Raw genomic sequence first — 14,062 nt, forward strand, 5'->3', positions numbered from 1 at the left:
CCGAATCAAAGGTTCCCGAATCCGTTCTCCTCCGATTCACTGGTCCGACTCGTACACCGCTCGTGCGACTCGTACACCGCTGGTACGGGAAAACCCCTCCCCAACGGCGCAAAGGAAATCCGTTCCATGACTTCGCAGCCGACCCAGAAGACGGCCGGACCGGCCGCAGGCGGCCACGGCCTACAGGCCGGGCTCAAGAACCGCCATCTGTCCATGATCGCCATCGGTGGTGTCATCGGCGCCGGCCTCTTCGTCGGGTCCAGCTCCGGTATCGCCACCGCAGGCCCCGGCATTCTGCTGTCCTACGCCCTCGTCGGCACGCTCGTGGTGCTGGTGATGCGGATGCTCGGCGAGATGTCCGCGGCCAACCCGACCTCCGGCTCGTTCTCCGCCCACGCCGACCGGGCCCTCGGAAGCTGGGCCGGGTTCTCCATCGGCTGGCTGTACTGGTTCTTCTGGGTCGTCGTGCTGGCGGTCGAGGCGACCGCCGGCGCGGAGATCCTGGAGGGCTGGATACCGCAGGTCCCGCAGTGGGGCTGGGCCCTGATCGTCATGCTGGTGCTGACCGCCACCAACCTCGTCTCCGTCGGGTCGTACGGGGAATTCGAGTTCTGGTTCGCCGGGATCAAGGTCGTGGCCATCGCGGCGTTCATCGTCATCGGCGGGCTGGCCGTGTTCGGGCTGCTGCCCGGTGTCGACAGTGAGCAGGCCGGGCTGAGCAACCTCACCGACCACGGCGGCTTCCTGCCCCACGGGCCCGGCGCCATCCTCACCGGTGTGCTGCTCGTCGTCTTCTCCTTCATGGGCAGCGAGATCGCCACCCTGGCCGCCGGTGAGTCCGAGGACCCGCAGCGCGCCGTCACCAAGGCCACCAACAGCATCATCTGGCGTGTCGCCGTGTTCTACCTCGGCTCCATCCTCGTCGTGGTCTCCCTGCTCCCGTGGGACAGCAAGGCCATCGCCGACGACGGCTCCTACGTCGCCGCGCTCGACTCCCTCGGCATCCCGCACGCCGGTCAGATCATGAATTTCATCGTGCTGACCTCGGTGCTGTCCTGCCTGAACTCCGGCCTCTACACCGCCTCCCGCATGGCCTTCTCCCTCGGCCAGCGCGGCGACGCGCCGAAGGCCTTCGCCCGGACGACCGGCCGTGGTGTGCCGCGGACGGCGATCCTCGCGTCCGTCGTGTTCGGCTTCGTGGCGGTGTTCTTCAACTACAAGTTCCCGGACTCCGTCTTCCTCTTCCTCGTCAACTCCTCCGGCGCGGTCGCCCTGTTCGTGTGGCTGGTGATCTGCTTCTCCCAGCTGCGCATGCGGAAGATCATCAAGGCCGAGGCCCCCGAGAAGCTCGTCGTGAAGATGTGGCTGTACCCGTACCTGACCTGGGCGACGGCCGCGCTGATCGTGTTCGTCCTCGGCTACATGCTCACCGACACCGAGCACGACGGCCGCTCGACCGTGCTGCTGTCGCTGCTGGTGGCGGCGATCGTGCTGGTCATCGCCTTCGTGAAGGAGAAGGTCCGCGGCGGGCGCGCGGCGGCGGTGGAAGCGGCCGCTCCCACCGCGGCGCGTGACGAGGTCAAGACCGGCTGACCCCGTCGATCACTGCAGAGGGGCGGTGGGGTGTGCACCCCGCCGCCCCGCTCCTTTTCTTTCGTCCCGCCATCCCGCCATCCCGTCACAGCACTGTGAACGTGTCCTTCACCTTCTCGTAGGTGCCGAGGGCCTGCTCCTCGATCTCCGGCCGGTACCACGTGTTGATCTGGTACGACGTGCCGTCCACGGTGAAGCCCAGCAGCCGGGCGTGCCAGGGCTCGCCCTGGAGCGTGAAGGTGTACTCCCACACGACCGCGGGGTGACCGCGGAACGTCGTCCGCTCCAGACGGATCTTGCGGTACTGCTGCCCCTGCCGGGCGTTCTCCTCCGACTTCTGCCATGAGTCCATCAGGTCGTCGCGGGCCAATGACGACTTGGCGGCGAGTTCCTGCGCGGCGTCCGGTGAGGTGTAGTGCACCTCCGACCCCGTTTTGACGTCCCGCCGCCAGTCCTGGGGCGGCACCCACGCGAACCCGCCCGCCTCCCGGCGCGATCCGGGCGGCAGGCTCTGCGGCCTCGACGTGCCCTCGACCGTCGAGGACGGGCCGGTGCCCGGGGAGGACGCGGCCGAGGAGGACGGTGACGGCGAGGAACCAGCCTGACTGTCCTCCGGTGCCCCGAAGTTGGTCGCCAGGACGACCGCCACGACAGCGCACGCGGCGACCACACCGACGGCGGCCGCGATACGTCCCGTGCGACGACGTCCCCGGCGGGGTTCGGCCGGGACCGCGGGGCCGGGGAGCTCGCCGGGCGGCATGGCACCGTACGACCCGGAGCCGCTGGGCACGAGCTCCGGCTCCGGGGTCGGCCGCCGCTCGGTCACCGCTTCGGCACGGGACAGGGAGACGCCGGGGCGGCGGTGTGCGGTGCTGTGGGAGCCGGAGGAGCCGGAGGACGGGGCGGCCGGGGTTTCCGAGCGGGGCTCCGGGCGGGGATCGGAGGCGAGTTCGGTGGAGGAGGGAGGAGTGGGGGTGGGAGCAGGTGCGAGGGCCGGTGGGGTGTGGGGCGGTATCGCGTCCTGTACCGGGTCCGGTCGGCGGGGGTCGCGTGCGGTGGGGGGCGCCTCCAGGAGAGCGGGGGTGGGCCTCTCCCCCGGATGTGTGGGGTCCGGGGCCGGCTCCGGCTGGGGTTCGGGGACGGGGGCAGGTGCCGTTGTCGGTTCCGGGGTCGGCTCGGGCTCGCGCAGGGAGCTGCCTGCCGGTTCGAGCGCGGGCGACGGCCCCGGTTCGGGCTGCGCGTCAGGCTCAGGCTCCTGCGCCTGAGCCCGCCCCTGCGTCGGGGTCGGGGTCGCTTCCCTGGCCCCCGGCATCGACTGCTCCCGCCGCTCCCCCTGCCCCGAGGACCCCCCGATCCCGTGCCCGGCCACCGGCATCGTCGGTGTGGGCTCCGGGTACGCCACCGGCTGCAGGGCCGTCTCCACATCGTCCAGGGTGGGGCGGGTCGACGGGTCCTTCTCCAGGAGGGCGGCGAGGAGCTCCCGCAACGGGCCTGCCGTCGGCGGGAGTTCGGGCTCCTCGTACAGGACGGCGTGCAGGGTCGCCAGGGTGGTGTCGCGGGAGAACGGGGAGCGGCCGGCCAGGGCCGCGCTCAGGGTGGCGCCCAGGGACCAGATGTCGGACGGCGGGCCCTGGGGGCGGCCGGAGATGCGCTCGGGGGCCATGTAGTCGGGCGAGCCGACCAGCATGCCGACCATGGTGAGGGCCTTCGCGTCCTGGATCGCCGCGATGCCGAAGTCCGTCAGGACCACCCGGCCGCGCCCGCCGGTCCCCTGCGACTCCACCAGGACGTTGCCCGGCTTGATGTCGCGGTGCAGGACACCGCGGGCGTGGACCTGGCGCAGTGCCGCCACCAGGCCCATGCCGATCCGGGCCGCTTCGCACGGGCCCAGGGGGCCCTCCTCCGCCATGATGCGTTCCAGGGAGCTGCCGGCCACCAACTCCATGACGATCCACAGGCGTTCGCCCTCGTCGACCACGTCGTAGACCCGGACGACGTTGGGGTGGTCGATCCGCGCCGTCGCGCGCGCCTCGCGCAGGGTGCGTTCGCGGCGCGTGCGGGTGTCCTCCGGGTCGAGGCCGTCGATGCGCATTTCCTTGACGGCAACGAGGCGGTCGAGCATTTCGTCGACGGCTCGCCACACACGCCCCATTCCCCCCTGGCCGATACTCTCGACCAGTCTGTAGCGTTCCGTCACCAGTAAACCCGGAAGCCCGCCGCTCCTCGTGTTTCCCGCGGCTCCCGCATTTCCCGTGTTCTCCGCGTTCCCCGGCAAACCGCTGCACCCCCTCCGCCGCGCCTCGGACATCCCCGAGTGAAACACAATGGTCACACTTCGGGCCGTACCAGCATAGTGCGGAGAAATCTTGTGGTAGCTCTTCAAGTACTGCGAATTCAGGCGCAGGCAAGGGGGACGAACATGAGTTCTCGTCGCACGACGGCCATCGCGGGATCGCTGGTCGCGACATCTTTCTCGGCAGTGCTGATCCTTTCCTTCACTGCCAGTGCGGACGACCAGGGACCCGGCAGCAGCAAGGGGGGAAAGGTCATCGACGAGGCGCCGGCCGGGGTGAAAATGACCACCGAGCTGCCCGAAAAAATCTCGGTGGACAACAGTTCGGAACAGGCCGACATCACCGCCACCGTCAAGAACGAAGGGACCAAGGACAGCGGGAAGATCCAGCTTCTGGTCGTCGGTTTCGACGGCCTCACGGTCAAAAACGTCGAGGGCTGCTCCGCGATTGCGAAAAACAATCTTCCGGAGGGCTCGAACAGTGGTTTCTCCTGCCCCATCGACAATCTGCCGGCCGGTGAGTCGAAGTCGTACGCCGTCGACGCGACCTACGACCTGAGCAAGACCGGCAAGATCTGCCTTCCCGTCCAGACCGGTGACGGCAAGAAGACGTACTGGCAGCAGGGCCCGGTGCCGTTCGGTACGACGAACCCGTCGCCCGACGCTCCGGCCACCCCGCTGCTTCTCGGCACCGACAACAAGCCGGTCGCACCGGGCGCCGACGAGCTGCCCAAGACCGGTGTCGGCCGGGACGTCCTGCCGCTGGGCGTGGCCGGCGCGACGCTGATCGCGGCGGGCGCGGCAGGGCTGTGGTGGTCGCAACTGCGGCGGCCGCGGCGGTCGCAGGAAGGCTGAGCACCACCGATAGGGGTGCGGTGCGGTCGCCGCATCGCACCCCGCACTTCGCGAAAAGCGTCAGCGGTTGATGAACTTCCAGGTGGTGGGCAGGGCGCCCATCGCCAGGGCCGCCTTCAGGGCGTCACCGATCAGGAACGGGGTGAGGCCGAGCGCGATCGCGTCGGACGCCGAGAGGTCGAAGGACAGAGCCAGGTAGGGGACCCCGACGGCGTAGATGATCGCCTCACCCAGCACCATCGTGCCGGCCATGCGCCACGCGTTGCGGTCGGCACCGCGGCGGGCCAGGGCGCCGACGACCGTCGAGGCGAGGATCATGCCGAGGACGTAGCCGAAGGACGGGGCCGCGGCGCCGGAGGTGCCCTCCGCGAACCACGGCACGCCCGCGATGCCCGCCAGCGCGTACAGCGCGAGGGAGAGGAAGCCCCGGCCGGCGCCGAGGGCCGTGCCGACGAGCAGGACGGCCAGGGTCTGGCCGGTCACCGGCACCGGGGAGCCCGGCACGGGCACGGAGATCTGGGCCGCGAGGCCGGTGAGCGCGGCGCCGCCGACGACGAGCGCGATGTCGCGGACGCGGGAGGCCGGGAGCAGGTCGGCGAGGACCTGTCCGGTGCTGGCGGGGGCGGCGGCAGCGGTGCTCATGGGGACTCCGCGGGGTGAGGGCTGTACGGGACCTTGTGACGCTATCCCAGGGCGTTGCGGTCGCTCACCGTCAGTGGTCGACAAAGGGGCGTTCGCGGGCTTGGTGGGCTCCGGACAAAAGGTGGTGGTTACACCGGATGCGGGGTGATGCCGGTCACTGAGGCAGGGACGCCGAGCTCACATACGGGCACGAAGAGCCGACTGTGGGGTTTCGCCAATCGGGCTGACGCCCTGCCCTCATGTTGCCCTCGTGTGAAGGGCCGTCTCGCCCGTCGGTCGCCGTCTGGGCAGCGGGTGGGCCGTTTTGCTAGCTTCGAGCGCATGGTCGCCCAGTCCCGGAACTTCTCGTCGCGTCGCCATGTCGACCTGCGGCGCGTGGGCGCGGCCGCCTGTCGCCACCCGGGGTGAGCCGGCCTGTCGGTACGGCTCGCCCGCTCCAGACGGCGCAGTGTCGGACCGGCTCCCGAGGAAGTTCCCCATGCCCCATACAGCGGCACCCACCCTGTCGTCCCCGATCCCCCGGATCGCCGACCGCGACCGGCGCCGGACCAGCGCCAGCGTCGTCCTGCGGTCCGTGCTCGAACACGGGCCGGTCGCGCGCAGCACCATCGCCCGGCTGACCGGGCTGTCACCGGCCTCGGTGACGGACTACTGCGCCCGCTTCACCGCACTCGGGCTCATCCGCGAGGCCGCCGTACCCCGGCAGTCCGGAGGTGTGGGGCGGCCACATGTGCCTGTCGACCTGGACGACTCGCGGTTCGTGGTGGGCGGGGTCCATGTGGCGGTGCCGTACACCACGGTGGCGCTGCTCGATCTGCGCGGACGGGTCGTCGCCGAGCGGGAGTTGAAGCACTCGGGGGACACCGATCCCTACGGCCTCCTGGCTCGCGCCGCCGACGGGCTCGCCGCGCTGCTGGACGGGGCGCCGGGGTCCCGGCCGCTCGGCGTCGGCTTCGCCGCGGGCGGCTGGGTGGACCGGGACTCCGGGAGCGTCGTCGAGCATCCGCTGCTGGGCTGGCGCGAGGTGCCGGTGCGGGAGGTGCTCGGCGCGCGTACCGGGCTGCCGGTCCATGTGGACGGGCACGCGCGGGCGTTGGTGAACGCGGAGCGGCTGTTCGGGCGGGCGCGCGGCAGCCGGAGCGTGCTGCACCTGTTCGTCGGCAACGTGGTCGACGCGGCGTTCGCCACCAACGACGAGGTGCACCACGGCCCCCGCTCCCAGGCCGGTGCCATCGCCCATCTGCCGGTGCCGGGCGGTACGCAGACGTGCGACTGCGGGCGCGTCGGCTGTCTGCAGGCCGAGCTGAGCGAGCGGACGTTGTGCCGCAGGGCGCGCGCTGCCGGCGTCATCGACGGGGCGAACCCGATGCACGTCGTGCGCGCGGCGGCGGACGGCGATCCGGTGGCGGTACGGCTGCTGACCGAGCGGGCGCGGATGACCGGGCGGGCGGTGGGGCTGCTGCTCGACGTGCTCAACCCGGAGACGGTGGTGGTGACCGAGGTGGGAGTCGTGCACCGGGAGGACTGCCTCGCCGCGTTGCGCGCGGGGGTCGGGGACGAACGCGCGGCAGCCGTCGTGCCGACGGGTTTCCCGCATTCCGTGCTCGCCGTAGCCGGTGGATCGGTGGCGCTCGACGTGCTCTACCGGGATCCGCTGGCCGCTTCACCTGAGGCTATTTAATTCAGAAACTCGGAATGTTGACAGGGGCCACCGACGACCAGGAACATCCTGCTCATGAGCCTGTTCGTGAGCTGTCGCACCCTTTGTTGCTGACACGTCGCCGCGCGTGAAGCGTCGCCTGAAGCGCTCATTTCCTCCTGCGTGAATTTCCCCCGCCCTGGCTTTTCCCTGCCCGGAATTCCGCATGCGTTCCCATCACTTTGGCTTACGGAGTCCTGCCATGCCGTCTCTGCCTGCCCCGGGCATCGATCGCCGTCTGTTCCTGACCTCACTGCTGGGCGTCACCGCCGCTGCCGCCGGCCTGACCGGCTGCGCCGAGAGCAGTGCCGCCGACGCGGCCGAGGGGGTCTCCACCGCCCCGCTCGCCAAGAAGGTTCCCGCCGGCACCAGCCTGAAGATCGCCTCGTTCCAGAACACCCAGCAACTCCAGTTCAAGCTGGCCGAGTTGGGCAGGCTGCCCTTCGAGGTCGGCGGCTGGCTCAACATCGGTGCCGGGCCCGATGTCATCAACGCCTTCCGCGCGGGGTCCCTGGACCTGGCCAACAACGCGGGCATCCCGCCGATCCAGGCGCACTACCAGGGCTTCGACGCGAAGATCGTCGCGATCAACATCACCCGCAAGCCCAACTACCTCTTCGCCACCAAGCCCGGCAGCGACATCCGGTCGGTCGAGGACTTCAAGGGCAGGCGGCTCGCCTTCTCGCAGGGCCAGGCGCAAGGCGTCGTGCTGCTGCGGGCGCTGAAGAAGGCGGGCCTGAAGTACGACGAGGTGGAGCTGGTCCCGCTGACCAGCAACCAGTTCCTCACCGCCCTGCAGTCCGGCCAGGTCGACATCGCCCCGCTGGGCAACACCCAGGCGCCCGCCTATCTGGCCCAGTACGGGGCCAAGGGCGCCCGCACCATCACCACCGATGTCGTCGACCTGCTCAACCTGCTGTGGGCGCCGGTCTCCGTGCTGAACGACCCCGCGAAGGCCGCCGCGGTCGCCGCGTACATCCCCTACTGGGCCAAGGGCCAGGTGTGGACGTACGAGCACCCCGACATCTGGAACGAGGAGTTCTACGTCAAGACCCAGAACCTGACCCTCGCGCAGGCGAAGTCCATCACCGAGCTCGCCAACAAGCCCCTGTTCCCGCCGAGTTGGGACGAGGCCGTCCAGTGGGAGCAGGAGACCGCGGATCTGCTCGCGGAGGGCGGGTTCGTGAAGAAGTTCGACGTCGGTGAGCTCTTCGACCACCGCTTCGAGGGCATCGCGGCGAAGTCCGTACCCGCGGAATACCGGAGGTGACGACCATGACCACGACGAGTGTCAGTACGGCAGCGCCCCTCGCGAAGCCGGAGCAGAACCCGGAGCCGGTGCCGGACCACCGCGTCCGCCGGCGCCGCTCCCTCGCTCCCGGCAAACGCATCCCCGCCGCCCGCCTCGCCGGGCCCGCCCTCCTCGTCGTCCTGTGGGCCGCCGCCTCCGCCGCCGGAGCGCTGGACCCCGGCGCGATCCCCGCGCCCTGGACCGTGCTGGAGACCGGCACCCACCTGTGGACCGGGGGGACCCTCCCCGACGACATCCTGACCTCGCTGCAACGTGCCGGGAGCGGGTTCGCCCTCGGCCTCACGGCCGGGATCGCCCTCGCGCTGGCGTCGGGGCTGAGCCGGACCGGGGAGGCGCTGATCGACGGGACGGTGAACCTCAACCGGGCGATCCCGACCCTCGGTCTGATCCCGCTGTTCATCCTCTGGCTGGGCATCGGCGAGACCTTCAAGATCGCGATCATCGCCATCGTCGTCTACATCCCGATCTACCTCAACACACATGCCGCACTGTCCGGCATCGACAGCCGCTTCGTCGAACTCGCCGAGGTGCAGGGGCTGAACCGGTGGCAGTTCATCCGGCAGATCGTCGTCCCCGGCGCGCTGCCCGGCTTCTTCGTCGGGCTGCGGCTCGGGGTGACCGGGTCCTGGCTGGGCCTGGTGGTCCTGGAGCAGATCAACGCCACCAGCGGCCTCGGCTACATGATGTTCCAGGCGCAGAACTACGGCCAGACGGACGTCATCCTCGTCGGCCTCGTCGTCTACGGCGTCTTCGGCCTCGTCTCCGACAGCACGGTCCGCATCATCGAACGGAGGGTGCTGTCGTGGCGCCGCACACTGAGCAGCTGACCCGGCCCGCGGTCCAGATCCGTGGCCTGACCAGGTCGTTCGAGGGACGCACGGTCCTCGACGGCATCGACCTCGACATCCCGGCCGGGCAGTTCACGGCTCTGCTCGGGCACAGCGGCTCCGGCAAGAGCACCCTGTTGCGGGCCGTCGCGGGTCTCGACCACGAGGTGGCCGGCAGCGGGCAGCTCAGCGCGCCGGAGCGGGTGTCTGTCGTCTTCCAGGACTCGCGGCTGCTGCCATGGCGCCGGGTCCTGGACAACGTGCTCCTCGGTCTCGACGGCAAGGAGGCGGCGCGCAAGGGGCGTGAGGCGCTCGCCGAGGTGGGGCTGGAGGGGCGTGAGCGGGCGTGGCCGAGTGAGTTGTCCGGTGGGGAGGCGCAGCGGGCCGCGCTGGCGCGGTCGCTTGTCCGGGAGCCCGAACTTCTGCTGGCCGACGAGCCGTTCGGGGCGCTGGACGCGCTGACCCGCATCAAGATGCACAACCTGCTTCGTGAGCTGTGGGAACGCCATCGGCCGTCGGTGCTGCTCGTCACCCACGACGTCGACGAGGCGATCGTGCTGGCCGACCGGGTGCTCGTGCTGGAGCGGGGGCGGATCGGGCTCGATCTGGCCATCGACGATCGCGATGCGGGGGCGCGCGGCGAGTACCGGTTGCGGCTGCTTGCGGCGCTGGGGGTGACGGAAGACGTCCGGTGACCGGCGGCTGTCGTGCGGTCAGGCGGCTTTCGCCCCCGCCGCCCCTACCCGTCCCATCCTCCAGGGGCTCTGCCCCTTCGACCCCGTTCCTGGGGGCTGCCGCCCCCAGACCCCCGCTTCGGCCCTGAAAGGGCCTCGTCCTCAAACTCCCCCAGAGGGGGCACCCCCAGACGGGCTGATTTTCCGCACCGGCACTCGTCAGCAAAGGACACCCCCATGCCCCGCCAACTCCACCTCAACACCTTCCTCATGAACACCGGCCACCACGAGGCCTCCTGGCGGCTCCCCGAGAGCGATCCGTACGCGCATGTGGACCTGGCCCACTACGTCCACCTGGCCCGTGTCGCCGAGCGCGGCACATTCGACTCGCTCTTCCTCGCCGACGGGCCGCAGCTGTGGGGCAACCTGGGCCAGCGCCCCGCCGGCGCCCTGGAGCCGCTCACGCTGCTCACCGCGCTGGCGACGGCCACCGAGCACATCGGCCTCATCGCCACCGCCTCCACCTCGTACAACTCTCCCTACAACCTGGCCCGCAAGTTCGCCTCGCTGGACATCATCAGCGGCGGCCGGGCGGGCTGGAACATCGTCACCACCGCCGGTGCCGAGGCCGCCCGGAACTTCGGCCTGGACGCCGAGCCCGCGCACGCCGAGCGGTACGCCCGTGCCGCCGAGTTCCTGGACGTCGCCCTGAAGCTCTGGGACAGCTGGGAGGACGACGCGATCGTCGCCGACAAGGCGGCCGGAGTGTGGGGCGACGACGCCAAGATCCATCCGCCGCGGCACAAGGGGACGTACTTCAGTGTCGAGGGCGCCCTCAATGTGCCTCGCACCCCGCAGGGTTACCCGCTGCTGGTGCAGGCGGGGTCCAGCGAGGACGGGAAGCACTTCGCCGCCCGGTACGCGGAGGCGGTGTTCACCGCTCAGCAGACGATCGAGGACGCGCGGGCCTTCTACGCCGACCTCAAGGCCCGTACGGCGGCGACCGGCCGCGATCCCGAGCACATCAAGGTGCTGCCCGGCATCGTCCCGGTGATCGGGTCGACGGAGGCCGAGGCGCGGGCGGCCGAGCAGGTCCTGGAGGACCACATCGTGCACGCGCACGGCGTGGCCAACCTCGAACGGCTGCTCCAACTGCCCGCCGGATCCCTGGAACTGGACGCCGGACTGCCCGCCGACCTGCCGCCCGAGGACGCCATCGAGGGCGCCAGGAGCCGCTACACGCTCATCGTCGAACTCGCCCGGCGCGAGCGCCTCACCGTCCGGCAGCTGATCGGCCGGCTCGGCGGCGGGCGAGGTCATCTCACCTTCGCGGGGACGCCCGAGCAGGTCGCCGACGCGATCGAGACCTGGTTCACGCAGGGCGCCGCCGACGGCTTCAACATCATGCCCCCGGTCCTGCCCTCCGGCCTCGACGCCTTCGTCGACCACGTCGTCCCGATCCTGCGCGCCCGCGGTCTGCTCCGCAGCGAATACGGCTCCCGCCACCGGACCCTCCGGGAGCGCTACGGCCTACCCCGCCCCGCCAACCAGTACCTCAGCCCCGCACCCGCACCCGCCCTCGCCTGAAAGGAACCGCACATGTCCGGTATCGAGATCCACAAGGTCACCGCGCACATCGGCGCCCGCGTCTCGGGCGTCGACCTCTCCCAGCCCCTGGACGAGGACACCGTCGCCGCACTCCGCGAGGCCCTCGACGTCCACAAGGCCCTGGTCTTCGACGACGTGCGCCTGGACGACGAGGGCCAGCAGGCCTTCGTCCGTCACTTCGGCGACCTCACCACCGCCCACCCCACGGTGTCCTCCGTCGACGGCGTCCCGAACGTCCTCCCCGTCGACAGCGAGCGGGGCCGCGCCGCCAACCACTGGCACACCGACGTCACGTTCGTCCTCAGCCCGCCGCAGGCCACCAGCCTGCGCAGCATCACCGTCCCGCCGTACGGCGGCGAGACCCTGATCGCCAGCTCGGCGGCCGCCTACCGCAGCCTGCCCGAGCCGCTGCGGCAGTTCGCCGACACGCTGTGGGCGGAGCACACCAACGACTACGACTACGCCGTACCGGACGAGGAGGTCGACGAGGAACAGGCCGCGCAGCGTGCCGAGTTCACATCGATCAAGTACCGCACGGTCCACCCGGTGGTCCGCGTCCACCCGCTGACCGGAGAGCGCGGGCTGTTCATCGGCGGCTTCGCGCAGCGGATCGTGGGGCTGTCGCCGGGCGAGTCCCGCAAGATCCTCGACCTGCTCCAGGCATACGTGACCCGGCCGGAGAACGTCCTGCGGCACCGCTGGTCGGAGAACCAGCTGGTCCTCTTCGACAACCGCATCACCCAGCACTACGCCATCGACAACTACGACGGTCTGCCGCGCCGCCTGCACCGGGTGACCGTCGCCGGTGACGTGCCGGTCGGCATCGAGGGCAAGGAGAGCTACTCGATCGAGGGCGACGCCTCGCACTACACATCCGTAGCCGCATAGTCACGGCCCGTACCGGGGGCGTCCGAATAGTGGGCAGCCTCTCCTTATGAGCGGAGAGGCTGCCCAGACTGTGGGCGTTTTTGCCCATCTCACGCATTGGACGAGCCGCGCCCATGCCCAGCACCCCCACGGTCGAGACGCCGCCACAAGCGGACGACGCCACCCTGTCCCACAGCCTCAAGCAGCGCCATCTGTCGATGATCGCCCTCGGCGGTGTCATCGGCGCGGGCCTGTTCGTCGGGTCCGGCGCCGGTATCGCCGCCGCCGGCCCCTCGATCGTCGTCGCCTACGTCCTCTCCGGCCTCCTCGTGATGCTGGTGATGCGGATGCTGGGCGAGATGTCGGCCGCGTACCCCTCCTCCGGCTCCTTCTCCGCGCACGCCGAGCGGGCGATCGGCCCCTGGGCGGGCTTCACGGCGGGCTGGTCCTTCTGGGTGCTGCTCTGCACGGCCGTCGGCCTGGAGGGCATCGGCGCCGCGAAGATCGTCACGACGTGGCTGCCGCACACGCCGGAGTGGGCGTGGGTGGCCCTGTTCATGGTCGTGTTCTGCGGCGCGAACCTGGCCGCCGTGAAGAACTTCGGCGAGTTCGAGTTCTGGTTCGCGGCGCTGAAGGTCGGCGCGATCAGCCTGTTCCTCGTCCTGGGCGGCCTGGCGATCGCCGGTGTCCTGCCGGGCACGGACGCGCCGGGCACCGCGAACCTCACCGGTGCGGGCGGTTTCCTCCCCCACGGCAGCGAGGGCCTGATCATCGGCCTACTGGCCTCGGTCTTCGCCTACGGAGGCATGGAGACCGTCACCATCGCGGCGGCCGAGTCGGAGAACCCGGTCAGCGGCGTGGCGAGCGCCGTCCGCACGGCCATGTGGCGCATCGCCCTCTTCTACATCGGCTCGATGGCGGTCGTCGTCACCCTCGTCCCCTGGGACTCCAAGGAGATCGTCGAGAAGGGCCCGTACGTCGCCACCCTCGACCACCTGGGCATCCCCGGCGCCGGTCAGCTGATGAACGTGGTCGTGCTGGTGGCCCTGCTCTCCGCCATGAACGCCAACATCTACGGCTCCTCGCGCATCGCCTACTCGCTCGTCCAGCGTGGACAGGGCCCGAAGGCCCTCGGCCGGGTGGCGGGCGGCGTCCCGCGCATCGCCGTGCTGGCGTCCTCGGTGTTCGGCTTCGTGTGCGTGGTGCTCAGCTACTGGCGGCCGGACGACGTCTTCCCCTGGCTGCTGAACATGATCGGCGCGGTGATCCTCGTCGTCTGGATCTTCATCGCGGTCTCCCAGCTGCGGCTGCGCAGGCGGCTGGAGCGTGAGGCGCCTCAGAAGCTGGTCGTGCGGATGTGGGCGTTCCCGGTGCTGACCTGGGTCGCGCTGGCGGGCATGGCGGCGATCTTCGTCCTGATGGCCCGGGAGCCGGACACGCGCGTGCAGCTGTACTCGACGGGCGGGATGACGCTGTTCCTGGCGGTGGTCGGGTACGGGTGGCAGAAGAACCGCGCCAAGAGCTGATGCCCTCGCGGCGAAACCGAAGCCCCCCGTGTGATCCACACGGGGGGCTTTTTGCTGCTAGCTTGTTATTGCGAAATACTTGCAACAAGGCGCCCTGCCTCGTGATCGTCTTCTCACCCTTCACGAACGGCAGGCGGAAGGAAGGAAGCCCCCGCGAGGACGTGAC

Annotated in this window: 11 protein-coding genes; 9 read left to right on the forward strand and 2 right to left on the reverse strand. The window is 70.4% G+C overall.

Annotated elements, in window-relative coordinates:
• The first annotated feature begins 126 nt into the window (after positions 1 to 126).
• Positions 127 to 1,593, forward strand: a complete 1,467-nt coding sequence (locus ACZ7L6_RS34725; RefSeq protein ID WP_471930932.1) for an amino acid permease — start codon at positions 127 to 129, stop codon at positions 1,591 to 1,593.
• Between the two features lie 85 nt (positions 1,594 to 1,678).
• Here ACZ7L6_RS34725 and ACZ7L6_RS34730 read toward each other — a convergent pair whose 3' ends face one another.
• A complete protein-coding gene (locus ACZ7L6_RS34730) occupies positions 1,679 to 3,745 on the reverse strand; it encodes a protein kinase domain-containing protein (protein WP_471930934.1) in 2,067 nt (688 codons plus the stop codon).
• A gap of 267 nt (positions 3,746 to 4,012) precedes the next feature.
• Between ACZ7L6_RS34730 and ACZ7L6_RS34735 the strand changes: the two genes are divergently transcribed.
• Positions 4,013 to 4,741, forward strand: a complete 729-nt coding sequence (locus ACZ7L6_RS34735; RefSeq protein WP_471930936.1) for a hypothetical protein — start codon at positions 4,013 to 4,015, stop codon at positions 4,739 to 4,741.
• 60 nt (positions 4,742 to 4,801) lie between these two features.
• Here ACZ7L6_RS34735 and ACZ7L6_RS34740 read toward each other — a convergent pair whose 3' ends face one another.
• The gene (locus tag ACZ7L6_RS34740; protein WP_471930938.1) at positions 4,802 to 5,383 is read right to left on the reverse strand and encodes a biotin transporter BioY; all 582 of its coding nucleotides are present in this window, start codon (positions 5,381 to 5,383) and stop codon (positions 4,802 to 4,804) included.
• A gap of 478 nt (positions 5,384 to 5,861) precedes the next feature.
• Here ACZ7L6_RS34740 and ACZ7L6_RS34745 point away from each other — a divergent pair, with 478 nt between their 5' ends.
• The 7 genes from ACZ7L6_RS34745 (at position 5,862) to ACZ7L6_RS34775 (ending at position 13,896) form a co-directional block, all read left to right on the forward strand.
• On the forward strand, positions 5,862 to 7,064 hold the full coding sequence (locus tag ACZ7L6_RS34745) for an ROK family protein (protein ID WP_471930940.1): 1,203 nt from the start codon (positions 5,862 to 5,864) through the stop codon (positions 7,062 to 7,064).
• Positions 7,065 to 7,284: 220 nt separating this feature from the next.
• Positions 7,285 to 8,352: an ABC transporter substrate-binding protein gene (locus ACZ7L6_RS34750; RefSeq protein ID WP_471930942.1), complete on the forward strand. Its 1,068-nt coding sequence runs from the start codon at positions 7,285 to 7,287 to the stop codon at positions 8,350 to 8,352.
• Positions 8,353 to 8,357: 5 nt separating this feature from the next.
• Entirely contained in the window at positions 8,358 to 9,221 is an 864-nt protein-coding gene (locus ACZ7L6_RS34755) for an ABC transporter permease (RefSeq protein ID WP_471930944.1), read from the forward strand.
• Positions 9,197 to 9,916 carry an ABC transporter ATP-binding protein gene (locus ACZ7L6_RS34760; protein WP_471930946.1) on the forward strand — a complete coding sequence of 240 codons (720 nt, stop codon included), beginning with the start codon at positions 9,197 to 9,199 and terminating at the stop codon, positions 9,914 to 9,916. Before ACZ7L6_RS34755 ends, ACZ7L6_RS34760 begins: the two co-directional genes overlap by 25 nt.
• Positions 9,917 to 10,132: 216 nt before the next feature.
• Positions 10,133 to 11,482 carry an LLM class flavin-dependent oxidoreductase gene (locus ACZ7L6_RS34765; RefSeq protein ID WP_471930948.1) on the forward strand — a complete coding sequence of 450 codons (1,350 nt, stop codon included), beginning with the start codon at positions 10,133 to 10,135 and terminating at the stop codon, positions 11,480 to 11,482.
• Between the two features lie 12 nt (positions 11,483 to 11,494).
• A complete protein-coding gene (locus tag ACZ7L6_RS34770) occupies positions 11,495 to 12,391 on the forward strand; it encodes a TauD/TfdA dioxygenase family protein (protein ID WP_471930950.1) in 897 nt (298 codons plus the stop codon).
• Positions 12,392 to 12,504: 113 nt separating this feature from the next.
• On the forward strand, positions 12,505 to 13,896 hold the full coding sequence (locus ACZ7L6_RS34775) for an amino acid permease (protein WP_471930952.1): 1,392 nt from the start codon (positions 12,505 to 12,507) through the stop codon (positions 13,894 to 13,896).
• Positions 13,897 to 14,062 lie beyond the last annotated feature (166 nt).

The organism is Streptomyces sp. NPDC107522, from assembly GCF_055657525.1.

Excerpts from the sequence above, each read along its gene's own strand:
- ACZ7L6_RS34770 (WP_471930950.1), top strand. The coding sequence starts at position 11,495 with ATGTCCGGTATCGAGATCCACAAGGTCACCGCGCACATCGGCGCCCGC.
- ACZ7L6_RS34775 (WP_471930952.1), top strand. The coding sequence starts at position 12,505 with ATGCCCAGCACCCCCACGGTCGAGACGCCGCCACAAGCGGACGACGCC.
- ACZ7L6_RS34765 (WP_471930948.1), top strand. The coding sequence starts at position 10,133 with ATGCCCCGCCAACTCCACCTCAACACCTTCCTCATGAACACCGGCCAC.
- ACZ7L6_RS34725 (WP_471930932.1), top strand. The coding sequence starts at position 127 with ATGACTTCGCAGCCGACCCAGAAGACGGCCGGACCGGCCGCAGGCGGC.
- ACZ7L6_RS34735 (WP_471930936.1), top strand. The coding sequence starts at position 4,013 with ATGAGTTCTCGTCGCACGACGGCCATCGCGGGATCGCTGGTCGCGACA.
- ACZ7L6_RS34740 (WP_471930938.1), bottom strand. The coding sequence starts at position 5,383 with ATGAGCACCGCTGCCGCCGCCCCCGCCAGCACCGGACAGGTCCTCGCC.
- ACZ7L6_RS34730 (WP_471930934.1), bottom strand. The coding sequence starts at position 3,745 with ATGGGGCGTGTGTGGCGAGCCGTCGACGAAATGCTCGACCGCCTCGTT.
- ACZ7L6_RS34750 (WP_471930942.1), top strand. The coding sequence starts at position 7,285 with ATGCCGTCTCTGCCTGCCCCGGGCATCGATCGCCGTCTGTTCCTGACC.
- ACZ7L6_RS34745 (WP_471930940.1), top strand. The coding sequence starts at position 5,862 with ATGCCCCATACAGCGGCACCCACCCTGTCGTCCCCGATCCCCCGGATC.
- ACZ7L6_RS34755 (WP_471930944.1), top strand. The coding sequence starts at position 8,358 with ATGACCACGACGAGTGTCAGTACGGCAGCGCCCCTCGCGAAGCCGGAG.